Genomic DNA, 16,005 nt, shown 5'->3' with positions numbered 1-16,005 from the left:
AGTTAAAATAAATAGATATTAATGTTATCTACGCTGTGATAACTTATAATGTACATATCTAAGAAGATAAAAGTAAGCATGCTTTATTTTATGAAATGGAGCATACTAAAGATAGTAGAAGTAGGAGGACAGAGATGAGAGTATTATTAGCAGAAGATGAACAAGACTTAAATAATATTATTGTAAAGAAGTTAAACTCAGAAGGTTACACAATAGATGCTTGCTTTAACGGACAAGAGGCATTAGATTTTATGAGTGTTGCAGAGTATGATGTAGTGATATTAGATATTATGATGCCTAAAATGAATGGGTTAGAGGTCATACAAGAGATGAGAAGAAATGGCAATACGACTCCAGTTATTTTTCTAACTGCTAGGGATTCTATTGAGGATCGGGTGAAGGGGTTAGATATGGGGGCAAATGATTACTTAATCAAGCCTTTTTCTTTTGAGGAACTTATGGCAAGAATGCGTGTGATGACACGTCATGTAGCAGGCGTACAAACCAGTGTCTATACGCTTGCAGATTTAAGTGTTGATGTATCAGCCCATATGGTGAAAAGAGGAGATGAAGTGATTACCCTTTCAGCCAAAGAATTTTCATTACTTGAGTATTTAATACGCAACAAAGGGAAGGTGCTATCTAGGGAAAAGATAGAGAACAACTTATGGAATTTTGACTATGAGGGTGGAACCAATGCTGTAGATGTATATATTCGTTATTTAAGAAAGAAAATAGATGACTCCTATACCAATAAGCTGATTCATACTGTAAGAGGCGCGGGATATGTCTTGAGGGAAGAAGTATGAAAAAGTTATCGATTAAGAGTAAGATCACTCTTTGTTTTACATCAGGTATGATATTAATTGTGATCCTAGCATTCAGTGCAATTTTATTAGTATCAGGAATAACAATAGAAAACAACTATAAAAGGCAACTCCAAGACGTAGTGGAGAGTAATATTGGAGAAATTGAATATGAAAATGGCAGATTAGATTTTGATGAAGATTTTGTACCTTATAAATATGGAATTTTTGTATTTGTTTACGATGAACAGGGGGTGTTGATATCAGGCCAAGAACATAATATCTCTACAGAAGCAATGTCTTTACAAGAAAGAGGGATCTATGAGACTGTAACTAGCAATCAAAGTTATTATGTTTATGATCTACTCGTACCCATAAAGGATTATGGCAACTTATGGTTAAGAGGAATGGCACCCAAAGAAGAGATGCGCCAAATAGGAGCGATTGATACAGTTATTAAAATATCATTTTTTACATTACCTGTACTCACCATACTAGCAGCAATAGTAGGTTATAGCCTCACGAAACATTCCTTTAAACCTATTGAGCAGATTATTGATTCAGTAGAAAAGATTGCAGAGGGCAAAGATCTTTCTCAAAGGCTTGGAATGGAACAAAGAAATGATGAGATTTACCGCCTAGCTCATAGCTTCGATAAAATGTTTGAACGATTAGAAGATGCATTTGAAGCAGAGAAGAAGTTTACTTCAGATGCTTCTCATGAGCTAAGAACACCGACAGCAGTTATTTTAGCACAATGTGAGTATGCTCTTGATGGAGACAAGACCAATGAAGAGTATAAAGAAGCCTTAGAAGTTATAGAAAGACAAGGTTTTAAGATGTCAAAGCTGATTGCACAGCTTCTAGCTTTTACACGATTAGATCAACAAACACAGGCAGTTCATAAAGAAAAGATTAATTTAAGCGAGTTAGTCTCAAATATTTGTGAGGAACAAGCTTATTTACAAATTAAAGATATTTCAATTAAATGTAATATCCAATCCAATATCTATGCCTATGTAGATCAAACATTAATATCTAGACTTCTTATCAATCTAATCACTAATGCATATCAATATGGCAAGGAAAATGGACATATATTGGTTACTTTAAATGATAGAAAAGATGCAATTTATTTATCTGTTATAGATGATGGCATTGGAGTGAAACAAGAAGATTTAAATAAGATATGGGGAAGATTCTATAGAGTAGATGAATCCCGTAACCAAGGTGGAAGTTATTCTATGGGACTAGGACTTTCTATGGTTAAGCAAATTGCGAAGCTACACGATAGTAAGATGGAGATAAAGAGTACATTTGGAAAAGGGAGTACCTTTACATTAATTCTTAAAAAAGAATAATTAAAATTTATCGTGGGTTTTAATGTTATTTTAATCTTTCACTATTAAAATAACATTATCAAGCAAAAATTAAACCACGAGAGGTGTCTTATATATGAAAAAGTTCAATAAAGTAGCAGCAATCACAACATTTGTAGCAGTAGGTAGTATGGCATTAACAATGGTAGCAGCAAGTACAATAGGTGCCCAAAAAGCAAAAGAGGTAGCATTAGCACATGCCAAGTTAAATGAAAAGAATGTAACTTTTACTAAAGCTAAAATGGATACAGATGATGGTGTAGCAGTATATGAAGTAGAATTTTTCCATAACGGTGTAGAATATGATTATGAGATTAATGCACTTAATGGTAAAGTGAGAGAGTTTAGTAAAGATAAAGAAGTAATGGCTCCAGTAGTATCAACTAAACCAACAACATCAAATACTACAGCATCAAAAGGAACAATAGGTGCCCAAAAAGCAAAAGAAGCCGCACTTTCACATGCTAATTTAAGTGGACAACAAGTAACTTTTACAAAAGCCAATATTGATTATGATGATGGTGTAGCAGTATATGAAGTTGAATTCTACCATAATGGAACAGAATATGATTATGAAATAGATGCAAAAACTGGACAAGTTAGAGAATTTAGTAAAGATCAAGAAACTATGATACCAGTAGTATCAACTAAACCAACAGTATCACAAGGAACAATTGGCGTACAAAAAGCAAAAGAAGTTGCACTTTCACATGCAAAGTTAACTGGAGAAGCAGTAACTTTTACAAAAGCAGGTATTGACCATGATAATGGTATAACAGTATATGAAATTGAATTTTATCATAATGGGGTAGAATACAATTATGAAATTAATGCAGTGAGTGGAAATATAGTAGATTTTGAAATGGACAATGAATTTGAAGTAGATAATGACTAAAAAGTCTTAAATTGAAGTGCCTTAGTATCCAAAAGGAAACTAAGGCACTTTAAAGTGCTTACTAGCAAAGTTGAATATTTACAGTTAAGATAAATTTAAAAAGAATAAATGGCAGTACTGGAGGAATTCAACTTGTTAAAGAAAAATGGAGAAGCACTATTAAGAGACTTTGCAGCGATAGCATATCCACCGACTGTAACAAAGGTTACAGATGGCGTTTATCATATAATGGGTTATGGACATAGTAATGCAATTGCTATAGAAGCAGAGCATTCTGTGATTTTAGTAGATGCATTAGATACAGATGAAAGAGCTAAAAAATTAAAAGAGATCATTGATGAACTTATAGGTAAACCAGTACAAACATTGATTTATACTCATGGACATCCAGATCATAGGGGTGGAGCAGGAGTATTTGCAGAGACTTTAAATGAGATTATTGCATTTGCACCTAAGAAGCCATTATTAGGGCGTATGGAAAAAATTAATGATATTTTAAAACAACGTACTTTCTATCAATTTGGTTATACTTTGACAGACGAAGAAGTTATTACACAAGGTATAGGGATTAGAGAAGGTTTTGTTGTTGGTGAAGGTAAAGGCACACCTTTAGCGCCGACAACTATTTATACAGAAGAAAAGGTAAAACGTATTATTGACGGTGTAGAAATTGAGATGGTTTTAGCAATTGGAGAAACAGATGACCAAATCTTTGTGTGGTTACCTGAGAAGCAGGTGATTTGCTGCGGTGATAATTATTATGGGTGTTGGCCAAACCTCTATGCTCTACGCGGTAGTCAATATAGAGATGTAAGCGCATGGGTAGATACGTTGAACCTGATTTTATCCTATCCAGCAGAATATGTATTACCAGGACATACACAACCACTTCTAGGAAAGGCAACTGTACAAGAAGTATTAGGTAATTTTAAAGATGCAGTAGAGTATGTGTTAGAAGCAACACTAGAAGGAATGAATAAAGGGTTAAGTGTAGATGAGTTAGCAACAACTATTACTTTACCTGAACATCTTAGAAATCTTCCTTACTTAGGGGAGTTCTATGGTACAGTTGCATGGTCTGTACGTAGTATCTACAATGGATATGTAGGTTGGTTTGATGGTAACCCAACCCATTTAAATAAGCTTGCTCCTAAGACTTATGGAGAGAAGATGCTAGAATTAATAGGTGATAGTACAAAAGTTATAGCTGAAATCAAAAAAGCATTAGTTGAAGAGGAGCCACAATGGGCAGTAGAATTATGTGATCTCCTTATTAATGCAAATGAAGAAATGAAAACAGCAAAAGTTCTTAAGTCAGAAGGGCTTATGGCATTGTCCAGATTAGAAACCAGTGCTAATGGTCGCCACTACTATATAGCAGCAGCTAAAGCATTATTAGAAGAATAATGAATCCTACTTATAAATAAACATCAAATTAAAAGTGCGTCCCACGTTATGGGGCGCATTTTGTTTATGAGTAGCTTTCTTACGAAAAAATAAAGTTACAGATAAGGCTTATTTCGCTATAATAGAGGTAAGATTTTAAGAAAAGAGGATATGGATGAGTTATTTATTAGAGCTTCAACAAGAAGATAGACGTTATGTAGTAGGTATCTTTGAAAGTGAAGAAACTGTCCATAGTTTTATAGAGTTGATTCCCTTTGTAAAAAAGACAGTTGATAAGCAGGAAACATTTACTTGGATAGACTATACAATGAGATTTGAAGAGATGCCCGAGTACTTTGAGATAAGTTATAATAATTATGTTTATGTGTTAAGCAAATACTCTTTTGTACCAGGAGATAATGTAATTGATTTTATATGGTATCCAGTGCACCAATGGGATAAGAAAAAAGTAGAGAATAAGACGTATATAGAGGGGATGACAACTGTAGATGCCTACTCTATCCCCAATAATGATGTAGAAGAATACATCAAAAGTCGAGAGCAGCTTTTTGAAGCAGGTAAAGCACACTATACAAAGAAGGGCTTATCTGTTACAAGAAAGGGAATAGGTACTCAAGATGGTGAATATGTTCTTGTAGAAGATTCCATATTGTACTTGCTTGATGCATATGCAGTAGATATTTGGGAGAAGACTAAAGACTTTGAGCAATTTTTAAAACAATATCAAGAATAATAATTAAAATAATATAGTCATGAATAGGACTGATTAAGAAAGGAAAAAGACAAAATTGTCTTGGGATATAAATGATAAGAGAAATAGTAAAAGACCATAAGAGATTAGTACAAAAAGCCGTAGAGGCAACAAAAGAAGATCTATATATTATTGATGATATGGTAGATACAGCAAAGGCTAATGATGACATTTGTGTTGGACTTGCAGCCAATCAAATCGGAGAAAAGGTGCGTATTATTGTAGTTAAAATGGGAGAATTCTTTATTCCATTGGTGAATCCTAAAATAGTTAAGCATAGTCAATCCACTTATGAAGCAGAAGAAGCTTGTTTATCCCATGAAGGAACAAAGAAAACAACGAGATATTCTTCAATAGAGGTAGAGTATAGAGATAAAAATTTTAGAAAGAAAAAACAACATTTTAATGGATTTGTTGCACAGGTAATCCAGCATGAAATGGATCATTGTGAAGGCATCTTAATTTAAAATATACGGAGGGGTTTAGGTGGACAAAAGAGATAAAACAAAATATAAATTAGCTAATGCCATCAAACAACTGATGGAAACACAGAGTTTAGATAAGATTACCGTGAAGGATATTGTAAGCCAGTGTGATATGACGAGACAGACTTTTTATCGCTATTTTCAGGATAAATATGATTTGGTGAATTGGTACTTTGAAAGGTTAGTACAGAAATCTTTTAAGCAGATGGGGGTTAGCTGTAGCTTAAGAGAGGGTTTGCATAAGAAGTTTAGGTTTATTGAAGAAGAGTGTATATTCTTTTCAGCTGCTTTTCAGTCTAATGACTATAATTCATTGATGAATTATGACTATGATTGTATTTTTAAGTTTTATGAAGAGATTATTACTTCTAAAACCAATAAACCTTTAGAAGAAGATTTAGCATTTTTATTAAGAATGTATTGTAGGGGTTCTATTTATATGACAGTAGAATGGGTAAATAAGAAAGAGAGACCAGCGCCAGAGGAAATTACTAATCTATTAATAGAAGCTTTACCAGATCGATTAGCAAATTTGCTTTCAGATATATAGAAGCAGAGTTTGTCAAAAAAGTGACACATAATAATGATTGTCACTTTTTTGACAAACTAGAAGATGTGTAACTTGTTTTTTTGACATATTATTCGTTATGCTAATAATAGATTTAATCATAAGATCAATAGGATATAAACAGGGGGAAGTTATGGCTAATAGAATAGTATTAAATGAAACATCTTACCATGGTAAAGGATCAATCTGTGAGATTGCAGGAGAAGTACAAAAAAGAGGCTTTAAAAAAGCGTTTGTTTGTTCAGATCCTGATTTAATTAAATTTGGAGTAACTGACAAAGTGATTAAAGTATTAGAGGGCGCAAATCTTGTATATGAAATTTACTCTAATATTAAAGCAAACCCAACAATCGAAAATGTACAAACAGGCGTAGCAGCTTACAAAGCATCAGGTGCAGATTATATTATTGCAATTGGTGGAGGTTCTGCTATGGACACAGCTAAAGCAATCGGGATTATTATTAATAATCCAGAGTTTGAAGATGTAAGAAGTCTTGAAGGTGTAGCACCTACTCAAAAACCAAGTGTGCCTATTATTGCAGTACCTACTACAGCAGGCACAGCAGCTGAAGTAACGATTAATTATGTTATTACAGATGTAGAGAAAAATAGAAAATTTGTATGTGTAGATACACACGATATTCCTGTTATTGCAGTAGTGGATCCTGATATGATGGCAAGTATGCCAGCAGGGCTTACAGCAGCAACAGGTATGGATGCATTAACACATGCAATTGAAGGATATATTACTCAAGCAGCTTGGGAGATGACAGATATGTTCCATCTTAAAGCTATTGAAATTATTGCAAAATCTTTACGTGGCGCAGTTGCGAATACAGCAGAAGGCCGTGAAGGTATGGCGCTTGGACAATATATTGCAGGAATGGGCTTCTCCAATGTAGGGTTAGGTATTGTTCACTCTATGGCACATCCACTAGGTGCTGTTTATGATACACCACATGGTGTAGCAAATGCGATTATTCTTCCAACCGTTATGGCCTACAATGCAGAATATACTGGTGAAAAATATAGAGAAATTGCTAGAGCAATGGGTGTTTATGGTGTAGATGAAATGTCAGTGGAAGCATACAGACAAGCTGCAATTGATGCAGTGAAAAAACTTTCAGCAGATGTAGGTATTCCAGCAGACCTTAAAGCAATTGTTAAACCAGAAGATGTAGATTTCCTTGCTCAGTCAGCTTATGATGATGCATGTAGACCAGGTAACCCAAGAGAAACAAATGTAGAAGAGATTAAAGCTTTATACGAATCACTCTTATAATATTTAATTTGCAATAAATATCATGATTACGCAAAAGTGGTGCATACTAATGACAAAAAGGAGTATACTCAGATGAAAGTCAAAATAGTTTGCACGCGGGATCAGGAAACAAAAGAAGTAGAATTGCCAATGAATGAAGAGGAATTATTAAAAATTCAAGGTAGTGTACTAGATAGAGATAGTGTAGGGTATATAGCTGGGGCAGAAGTGAAATATTATGATACACAAGGAAAAGAAATAGAAAATATTTTTCTACTAAATAGACAGTTATATAAGTAAGTTATAAGAAAAGCACTTCAGTATGAAGTGCTTTTCTTATATTGATTAATCTAATATTAAAAAAGTACGTTATATAGAATAGATGGAGATGAGTTTGTAGTTATATTAGAAAAAGATGAGCTTAAATGTTATGAGGAATTATTTGAGCAATTTCAAGAAATTAATGGTAAGGATAATGATGCCTTACCAGCTGAAATTAAGGTTTTTGTTGCATATGGTGTAGCAGTTTATAATAAGCTTATACATAAGTCCTATCAAGATGTTTTTGAGGAAGCAGATGAAAAAATGTATAGGAATAAAATACAAATGAAACAAGGTGAAAAGGGGCATTTTATGTAAGCCTTTGGTGAGGTCATGGAGTAAGAAATATATTAGCTTACCTCATTTTATTAAAATTTATGCTTTACAAGATTAATTTTATGTTATATAGTGTAGGCATAAGATAACAATTAAATAAGAAGTAGATAGAGGTTGCGGTTTTTAAGAGTATGTTTGTGGAGTTAAGCGCATTGAAGCAAACAGAAAGGACTAATCGCCGAAGCGTATAGTTAATGCTTTAAGACTATAACGTTGGGGTTATATAGAACATGTATAACACTGTCACAAATTTATTTGTGGGGAGCTATCACGAAAGTCTATTGTTGAATGAGAGCAAAGGCCTACTAGTGAGGTATTTGCTGAATCGGAATCCAAGTCTTGAGTGATCTGCTCAAGACTTTTTTGTTACTTAAATTCATTTTAATTAAGAAAAACGGAGGGAGAAATAATATGGAAGCAATTGATATCGGATGGTTATCGATTTTACCACCAATTATAGCGATCGCACTAGCACTAATGACAAAAGAGGTTATTTCCTCATTAATTGTAGGTATTTTATCAGGAACACTTATTTATGCATTTAACACAGGCGGGGGCGTTGTTAAAGCAGTAGATGTAACATTTACATTAATGGCAGATAAATTAGGGGCCAATGCATCAATCATTTTATTCTTAGGATTTTTAGGCGCACTTGTAGCTGTTATTACAATGGCAGGTGGTTCAAGAGCATATGGTGATTGGGCAAGTAACAAAATTAAATCTAAAAAAGGTGCACAACTTGGAACATCTTTATTAGGTGGATTAATCTTTATTGATGACTACTTTAACTGTTTAACAATTGGTACAGTAATGAGACCAGTAGCAGATAAACATCAAATTTCGCGTGCGAAACTTGCGTACATTATTGATGCTACAGCAGCACCAATTTGTATTATCGCACCAATTTCATCTTGGGCAGCATCAGTTATTTCACAAATGAGTGGATTAGATGTAAACGGTGTACCACTTAATGGTATGGAAACATTTATGGCAACTATTCCATTTAACTTATACGCTATTTTAACATTAATCATGGTTGTTGTACTTTGTGTAACAAATATTGAGTTTGGTCCAATGGCTAAATTTGAAAAAGCAGCAAGAGAAGGTAAAGAAAACAAAGGCATTTCAGCAGAGGGCGAAGATGATGAACTTGCTAGAGTAAAAATTTCTTCAAAAGGAAAAGTATTTGACTTAATCATTCCTATCCTTTCTCTTATTATCTTTGCAGTTCTTTCTATGCTTTATGTAGGGGGATACTTCGAAGGTGGTATGACTTTAGCAGAAGGCTTTGGTAATACAGATGCAGGTCCAGCTTTAGCTTTAGCTGGTTTTGGAGCACTTATTGTAGCATTCCTTCTCTTTGTACCACGTAAAGTTATTACATTCAAAGAGTTCATGGATGGTATCGGTATTGGTGTTAAATCAATGGTAGGTGCATTCATTATCTTAACACTTGCTTGGACAATTAGTGGTGTATGTAGAGACCTTTTAAATACAGGTGAATACGTAGGGGGATTAGTAGCAGCATCTCATATGCCACCAGCACTTATTCCAGCGATTGTATTCCTTGTAGCAGGCGGACTTGCATTTGCAATGGGTACATCATGGGGAACATTTGGTATTCTTATTCCAATCGTAACAATGATCTGTGCAGCAGTAGCGCCAGAACTTATTACAGCAACACTTGCAGCAACACTTGCTGGTGCAGTATTTGGAGACCACTGTTCACCAATTTCAGATACAACAATTCTCTCATCTACAGGAGCTGGATGTAATCATATTGATCACGTATCATCACAGATTCCATATACTTTAGTAGTGGCAGGATGTTGTTTCGTAGGTTACATTATTGCAGGTTTCACAGCAAATGTATGGATTACACTTGGTAGTTCAATTGTATTATTATTAGCGACACTTGCAATCTTAAATAAACTTACTAAAAAACAAGAAGTAGCAAATGCTAAAGAAGTAAACGTAGCATAAACTACAGGTATATAATATAAGAAGAAATCCTAGGAATAAGGGCAGTGATGCTGATTATTTCCTAGGATTTTTTATGTGTTTTATATTGTTTTTTAGCTTTAATAAAACTATGATAAGTATAAAAATATGCAATTAAATGTTTAAGGCAAAGGAGATAGTAAGTGACAACACAAATATTATTGGTAGAAGATGATGAAACCATTGCTATGGGTATAGCTTTTGCGTTAGAAAAAGAAGGTTATCATATATGTAGAGTAAGCAATATAAAAGAGGCAAAAGGATATCTTAATGAAGAAATAGCTTTAATCATATTAGATTTAAACTTACCTGATGGCATAGGGTATAGTTTTTGTGAGTATGTGAGAACTAAAAGTGAAGTACCTATCATTTTTTTGACTGTTAGAGATGAAGAAGAAGATATGATAAGAGGATTAGATATGGGAGCAGATGACTATATTACCAAACCTTTTAGGATGAGAATTCTATTATCTAGAATACAGGCAGTCTTAAGAAGAACTCAAAAGGAAGAGACTCATATTTTGGAATGTAAAAATATTAAATTAGATAAAAATCAAGGAAGAGTCTATAAACAAGATGAGGAACTAATCCTTTCAAAAAGTGAATATAAGTTACTGTTATTATTGATGGAGAATAAAGAGTGTACGATTTCTAGAGAGCGTATTTTGGATTATCTATGGGGAATAGACGGCACCTTTGTAAATGATAATACCCTAACAGTAATGGTTAAGAGGTTGCGTGAGAAAATAGAAGAGCCTACTGAAAAGTTAATACAAACTATTAGAGGTGTAGGGTACCGATTGGAGGCATAAGGTGAGGAATTATTGGAAAGTTATTTTTATAGTAGTAATAGGCTTTTGTATCATGATGACCTTTGGAAGGATTGCAAGCTATATAAGTTATGAAAAAATAGGTCAGATGTATTATGAGCAGATCTCAGCTATAGTTGGTAAGGTAGTAGAGGAGATTCCAGAAAGTGAAGTAGCCATAATGCAAAGTTTAAAACAACTAGAAGAAGGGGATATTTTACAGGGGCAGGCTATCTTAAGACGGTATGGCTATGGCGGAGATACTCTACAACTGGTGCATAATCAAAGAGGGCTAGAAAGCTTAATGAAAGTGAATAGCCTAGTAATGGGAATTATTTTTAGCATCATACTTATTACTACATATGGTATTTATAGAATACTCAAGCAAAGATTTGGACATTTACAGAACTATTTGATAGAAATTGCAAAAGGAAATTACAAATTAAATATTGAAGGTGTAAGTGAAGGTAAGCTTTCTATATTTGAAGACCAAATTTATAAAACGACCCTTGCTTTAAGAGAAAGTAAAGAAGAGCAAGAAAAAGAAAAACTAAACTTAGCTAGAAACATTGCAGATATTAGTCACCAGCTTAAAACACCTTTGACGTCTATGGGGATTATGACAGATTTATTGTTAGATAGTGAAGTAGATGAACAAAATAGATATTTTATTGATCAACTTAATATGCAAATAGAAAGATTAAGTGGGCTTGTACAAGTTCTTCTAAAGTTGGCTCAATTCGATGCAGGCACAGTTAAATTAAAAAGACAAGAGATAGCTATTCCAAGTTTTATAGAAGAAGTCGTAGAAATGCTAGAAGGTCCTATAAAGAAAAAAGAAATTCAGATACAACAAGATGGGGAAGAAAGCTACTTTGTGGGGGATAGAAATTGGACATATGAAGCCATTCATAACATCCTATATAATTGCGTACAGCATAGCCCACAAGGGGCGATGATAAAAATAGAATGGAGCCAGAATCCTATTTATACAGAGATTATCATACAAGATCAAGGAGGAGGAATTTCTATAGAAGACTTGCCACATATCTTTACTAGGTTTTATAAGGGTAAGAATGCTTCTAAAGAAAGTATTGGGATAGGTCTTGCAATGGCAAAAACAATTATTGAAAAGCAAAATGGAGCAATTAAAGTTGAGAATGTAGGAGAGGGGGCACAGTTTCAAATTAAATTTTATTAACCTTTGTCACTTTAATGTCATTTAGAAAAATTAAAATGGTACTATAACAAAGAACAAAGGAGTAATTAAAATGGAAATTTTAAAAATAGAAGACCTATGTAAAACTTATGGTAAGAATGATATGCAAGTAAAAGCACTAGATCATGTTAATCTTTCTATTGAGAAGGGTGAATTTGTAGCGATTATAGGGGCAAGTGGGTCAGGGAAATCTACATTGTTACATATGATTGGCGGAGTAGATGAGGCAACATGTGGTAGGGTTATTGTAGATGGTGTAGACTTATCCAAACTCAATGAGAATAAGATGGCAATATTTAGAAGACGTAAAGTAGGGCTTATTTATCAATTCTTTAATCTAGTACCAACATTAAATGTGAGGGAAAATATTTTATTACCCACTTTATTAGATGGAAAAGTGATAGATGAAAGCTACTTTGAAGAGATTATTTCTATTTTAGGTTTGAAAGATAGGTTGAACCATTTACCAAGTGAGCTTTCAGGAGGGCAACAACAGCGTGTGGCAATAGGACGTGCCATGATTTATAATCCGGCTATAGTATTAGCAGATGAACCAACAGGCAATCTTGATCGTAAGAATTCAAAAGAGATTATAGAACTTCTTAAGATGTCCAATAAAAAGTATAAACAAACTATTATCATTATTACCCATGATGAGCAAATTGCCTTAGAAGCAAGCCGTGTGATTAAGATTGAAGATGGTAAAATTGTTTCTGATGAGGTGAATAAGTAATGCATATTATGAGTAGGTTTACACTAACCCATCTAAAACGTAACAAGCGCCATGCTTTCTTTAGCTGCTTTGCTATTTTGATAGCCACTGTATTTATTTCAGCACTTATATTTTGTGCCCATTCCTATAAGGAAAGTAGTATTGCCTTATGGATAGAAAGTGCAGGCGAATGGCATGGGGCATTTGCTGTAGATATTTCAGCCAAGCAGGTAGCCTATGTTAAGGAGAATCCAGAAGTAGAAAAGACCTTTATTAAAACAAATTTTTATGCACTTCGACCCAATGATACAGAAGGTAGACCTTACTTTGCTCATATTGATTTAGACAAAAACTATAGAAATGATATGGGATGGGAAGATATGGCCATTTCAGGCAGGCTACCTGAAAAAGAAGGTGAAATTGCTATATCAGAAGACTTCTTCAAGGATAACCCCCAGTATAAAATAGGCAGTGAGATGACTGTAGATGAAGGACAGCGTGTGGCACAAGGTGAGTCTATTGATGTAAGGGATGGGCTAATAGACGATGAATTATTTGAAGTAGTAGAAGCAGGTAAAACCTACACGATTGTGGGAATATTGGATGCTTATTATGAGTATAGTGAGATACCAAGTTATATAAGTATAGGCTATTCAGATGAAATACGTGAAGATAGAACATATATTGTAAATATGCAGTTTAAGAATGTAAAAGATACTTACAAACTGACACCTCAGATTGCACAAAATATAGGGCTTACTGCAGATGCCGAGGGGAGATATCCTGTAAGATACTATTATGATTTATTAGAAAGTTACGGGGTATTTGAAGAGGGTGTTACAGATCAGTTTATGAGTATGATGATGGTTTATGGTGTTGCTATTTTATTTATTATGAGTTTCTTTGTAACCATTATTTATCATACTTTTGCAGTATCAGCCAATGCCCGTGTAAAATACTTAGGACTTCTTAAAAGTATTGGTGCTACACCGAAGCAAATTAGGCATTCAGTATTATTTGAAGGCATACTACTTGGAAGTATAAGTATACCTATTGGGTTATTAGGTGGATATGGTATTGCAAGTTTAGTGTTCAACTATTTAAATGCAACTTATAAAACATTAGAAATGAATGCTCATGTAGATGTGTACATATCTATAGGCACTGTTGGTATGATTGTTGTAATGACTTTAGCTATTATATTAATCTCAGCTTATTTCCCAGCAAGAAAGGTTGCTAAGTTATCACCTATTGTAGCCATTAAACAAGGGGATTATAAAGTAGAAAAATTAAAAGATACAATCTTTTCAAAATGGATAGGTAAAGTACTAGGTTATGAAGGTACTTTGGCACTTAAATCTAATAGGGCACATCGAAAAGGATTTAGAGCAGCCTATATTTCCCTCACTTTAAGCTTTGTGATTTTAATGGGAGGAATCATTTATCTTAATGTATGGAATTTATCAGTGAGCTATGAGCCAAGACCTATAAATTATGAAATGAAACTTTATCTAAGTGATGTGGGACAAGATGAATTTGAACGGTTAGATAGGGAAGTAAGAGCTATTAATGAAGTGGAGAAGGTCCAAAGAAATAAAGGAACACTTTATGGACAGACTCAGGTGTCACTAGAAGACTTATCACCCGAACTTCAAGCAAGGGAGAAAACCTATTTAGAGCAAGAAGCAGAGTGGGTAGATGGTAAATATGACTTTACTACAGAGTTTTTAGCCATAGATGATGCATCTTTTAATGAGTACTGTGAAAGAATAGGTGCTGATGCAGCAGAGTTTTATGAAGGAGAATAGGTCAAGGCAATCCTTTATAATCTTGTAACTTATAATAATAGGGCAATAAGAGAAGAGCAAGAAACAATCCCACTCTTTGATTGGGAAAAAGGCAAAGTACTCACAGTAACAGAAGATTTAGATTCAATAGATAAAGCAACAGTGCCTTATACTTTTGATGTAGAGGTTGGCTATGTAACGGACCAAATCATTGACCATGGAAGATATTATGACTATTACCGCGTAATCTTGATTATACCCGAGTCTATGTCACAAAGACTTGTGACTAACTTTACAAAGAGGAACCAAGAGCGCTATAACAGAGATATTAGTTACCTAGAGGTAGCTGAAGAGGATATACCAGTAGTTAAAGCACAAATAGAAGAGATCTATGATAGACATAAAGATAAAGCTAACTTTAGAATGTGGGATATAATTACTTCAAGAGAAGGACAACAAAAAAGTACACAGCTTATTATGATGATTGCAGGAATAGGTGTAGGTTTTATTACTTTAATTGGTATAGTTAATATTTATAGCACATTAAGCAATCAAATGAATATACGTAGAAAAGAATTTGCTATGCTTAAAAGTGTTGGGATTTCACCAGCAGGGATTAAAAAAATACTTCTTTTAGAAAGTGCTTTTTATAGTATTAAGCCTATCATATATAGCATTCCAATATTGATTGGAGTTGGAATATTGATGCTTACGACAGCACGATTTAGTTGGATGAATATTTGGAGTATACTGCCTTATGGATTTTTCATAATAGGTTCAATAATATTATCCAGTATTATCTTTAGCTTATCTTATTTCTTATCAAGAAAAGTTATAAAAGAAACAATTATAGATGTAATCAAAGATGAAATGCAGTAAAGCTTATAAAGCTAGGAATGAGCAAGATAATTCCTAGCTTTTATTTATAGTAAATAGTTAAATATTTAATTAGATAAAAAGTTAATCATAGATAAAAATATAATTGATTAACAGAAGTTGATAAGTATATAATGAATCTATATTATTCATAGAAATTTATTATCAAAATATAAAAAATACATATTTAAATGGGGAAGTCTCAGAGAAGCGGCTTATAATAAGCTTAAATACAAGAAGTTATTTATGAAACAAAAAATGGGGATTAATGATGTGAAACTAAGTTTTGTGAATAGTATAAACTGAAATCCAGTGAATGAATCAAATCATAAAAAGTCTAAGACAACATAAGGAGACAGCAATGAAAATCAAACAAAAGCTTAGTATCATGA

The 16,005-nt window shown here is 33.6% G+C and carries 16 protein-coding genes and 1 riboswitch; all 16 genes read left to right on the top strand.

Annotated features, from left to right (window positions below; translation table 11 throughout):
• The first annotated feature begins 134 nt into the window (after positions 1–134).
• The 16 genes from PBV87_RS18810 (at position 135) to PBV87_RS18740 (ending at position 15,616) form a co-directional block, all read left to right on the top strand.
• Positions 135–809, top strand: coding sequence for a response regulator transcription factor (locus PBV87_RS18810; RefSeq protein WP_271013346.1), 675 nt, complete (start codon positions 135–137; stop codon positions 807–809).
• On the top strand, positions 806–2,167 hold the full coding sequence (locus PBV87_RS18805) for a sensor histidine kinase (protein WP_271013345.1): 1,362 nt from the start codon (positions 806–808) through the stop codon (positions 2,165–2,167). Before PBV87_RS18810 ends, PBV87_RS18805 begins: the two co-directional genes overlap by 4 nt.
• A gap of 94 nt (positions 2,168–2,261) precedes the next feature.
• A complete protein-coding gene (locus tag PBV87_RS18800; protein ID WP_053986059.1) occupies positions 2,262–3,080 on the top strand; it encodes a PepSY domain-containing protein in 819 nt (272 codons plus the stop codon).
• A gap of 132 nt (positions 3,081–3,212) precedes the next feature.
• Positions 3,213–4,487: an alkyl/aryl-sulfatase gene (locus PBV87_RS18795; protein WP_271013344.1), complete on the top strand. Its 1,275-nt coding sequence runs from the start codon at positions 3,213–3,215 to the stop codon at positions 4,485–4,487.
• Between the two features lie 154 nt (positions 4,488–4,641).
• A complete protein-coding gene (locus PBV87_RS18790) occupies positions 4,642–5,220 on the top strand; it encodes a hypothetical protein (RefSeq protein ID WP_271013343.1) in 579 nt (192 codons plus the stop codon).
• A 71-nt stretch (positions 5,221–5,291) separates the two neighbouring features.
• On the top strand, positions 5,292–5,705 hold the full coding sequence (locus PBV87_RS18785; RefSeq protein ID WP_271013342.1) for a peptide deformylase: 414 nt from the start codon (positions 5,292–5,294) through the stop codon (positions 5,703–5,705).
• 19 nt (positions 5,706–5,724) lie between these two features.
• Positions 5,725–6,273, top strand: a complete 549-nt coding sequence (locus PBV87_RS18780; RefSeq protein ID WP_271013341.1) for a TetR/AcrR family transcriptional regulator C-terminal domain-containing protein — start codon at positions 5,725–5,727, stop codon at positions 6,271–6,273.
• 151 nt (positions 6,274–6,424) lie between these two features.
• Positions 6,425–7,573 (top strand): lactaldehyde reductase, encoded by a 1,149-nt coding sequence (fucO, locus tag PBV87_RS18775; protein ID WP_271013340.1) that lies wholly within the window; start codon positions 6,425–6,427, stop codon positions 7,571–7,573.
• Positions 7,574–7,645: 72 nt separating this feature from the next.
• A complete protein-coding gene (locus PBV87_RS18770; protein ID WP_053986053.1) occupies positions 7,646–7,852 on the top strand; it encodes a hypothetical protein in 207 nt (68 codons plus the stop codon).
• A 78-nt stretch (positions 7,853–7,930) separates the two neighbouring features.
• Positions 7,931–8,191, top strand: coding sequence for a diguanylate cyclase domain-containing protein (locus PBV87_RS23080; protein ID WP_416388427.1), 261 nt, complete (start codon positions 7,931–7,933; stop codon positions 8,189–8,191).
• Between the two features lie 118 nt (positions 8,192–8,309).
• A riboswitch (Lysine riboswitch) is annotated at positions 8,310–8,485 on the top strand.
• Positions 8,486–8,620: 135 nt separating this feature from the next.
• A complete protein-coding gene (locus PBV87_RS18765) occupies positions 8,621–10,192 on the top strand; it encodes a Na+/H+ antiporter NhaC family protein (RefSeq protein ID WP_271013339.1) in 1,572 nt (523 codons plus the stop codon).
• Between the two features lie 161 nt (positions 10,193–10,353).
• Positions 10,354–11,022: a response regulator transcription factor gene (locus tag PBV87_RS18760; protein WP_271013338.1), complete on the top strand. Its 669-nt coding sequence runs from the start codon at positions 10,354–10,356 to the stop codon at positions 11,020–11,022.
• A 1-nt stretch (position 11,023) separates the two neighbouring features.
• The gene (locus PBV87_RS18755; RefSeq protein ID WP_271013337.1) at positions 11,024–12,220 is read left to right on the top strand and encodes a sensor histidine kinase; all 1,197 of its coding nucleotides are present in this window, start codon (positions 11,024–11,026) and stop codon (positions 12,218–12,220) included.
• A 70-nt stretch (positions 12,221–12,290) separates the two neighbouring features.
• Entirely contained in the window at positions 12,291–12,971 is a 681-nt protein-coding gene (locus tag PBV87_RS18750; RefSeq protein WP_053986050.1) for an ABC transporter ATP-binding protein, read from the top strand.
• Complete coding sequence (locus tag PBV87_RS18745; RefSeq protein WP_271013336.1) at positions 12,971–14,758, top strand: ABC transporter permease; 1,788 nt, start codon at positions 12,971–12,973, stop codon at positions 14,756–14,758. The genes PBV87_RS18750 and PBV87_RS18745 overlap by 1 nt, the downstream gene beginning before the upstream one ends.
• A 141-nt stretch (positions 14,759–14,899) precedes the next feature.
• Positions 14,900–15,616 carry an FtsX-like permease family protein gene (locus PBV87_RS18740; RefSeq protein ID WP_271013335.1) on the top strand — a complete coding sequence of 239 codons (717 nt, stop codon included), beginning with the start codon at positions 14,900–14,902 and terminating at the stop codon, positions 15,614–15,616.
• The last annotated feature ends 389 nt before the right edge of the window (positions 15,617–16,005 follow it).

The organism is Holtiella tumoricola (assembly GCF_027857615.1).
GTDB classification, from domain to species: Bacteria; Bacillota; Clostridia; order Lachnospirales; family Cellulosilyticaceae; genus Holtiella; species Holtiella tumoricola.
Note: the sequence above shows the minus strand (reverse complement) of the source record. Positions and strands in the feature narration are given on the sequence as shown.

Bases quoted from the DNA above. Each gene is read 5' to 3' on its own strand.
- PBV87_RS18810 (WP_271013346.1), top strand. From the start codon at position 135: ATGAGAGTATTATTAGCAGAAGATGAACAAGACTTAAATAATATTATT.
- PBV87_RS18805 (WP_271013345.1), top strand. From the start codon at position 806: ATGAAAAAGTTATCGATTAAGAGTAAGATCACTCTTTGTTTTACATCA.
- PBV87_RS18800 (WP_053986059.1), top strand. From the start codon at position 2,262: ATGAAAAAGTTCAATAAAGTAGCAGCAATCACAACATTTGTAGCAGTA.
- PBV87_RS18790 (WP_271013343.1), top strand. From the start codon at position 4,642: ATGAGTTATTTATTAGAGCTTCAACAAGAAGATAGACGTTATGTAGTA.
- PBV87_RS18785 (WP_271013342.1), top strand. From the start codon at position 5,292: ATGATAAGAGAAATAGTAAAAGACCATAAGAGATTAGTACAAAAAGCC.
- fucO (WP_271013340.1), top strand. From the start codon at position 6,425: ATGGCTAATAGAATAGTATTAAATGAAACATCTTACCATGGTAAAGGA.
- PBV87_RS18770 (WP_053986053.1), top strand. From the start codon at position 7,646: ATGAAAGTCAAAATAGTTTGCACGCGGGATCAGGAAACAAAAGAAGTA.
- PBV87_RS18765 (WP_271013339.1), top strand. From the start codon at position 8,621: ATGGAAGCAATTGATATCGGATGGTTATCGATTTTACCACCAATTATA.
- PBV87_RS18750 (WP_053986050.1), top strand. From the start codon at position 12,291: ATGGAAATTTTAAAAATAGAAGACCTATGTAAAACTTATGGTAAGAAT.
- PBV87_RS18745 (WP_271013336.1), top strand. From the start codon at position 12,971: ATGCATATTATGAGTAGGTTTACACTAACCCATCTAAAACGTAACAAG.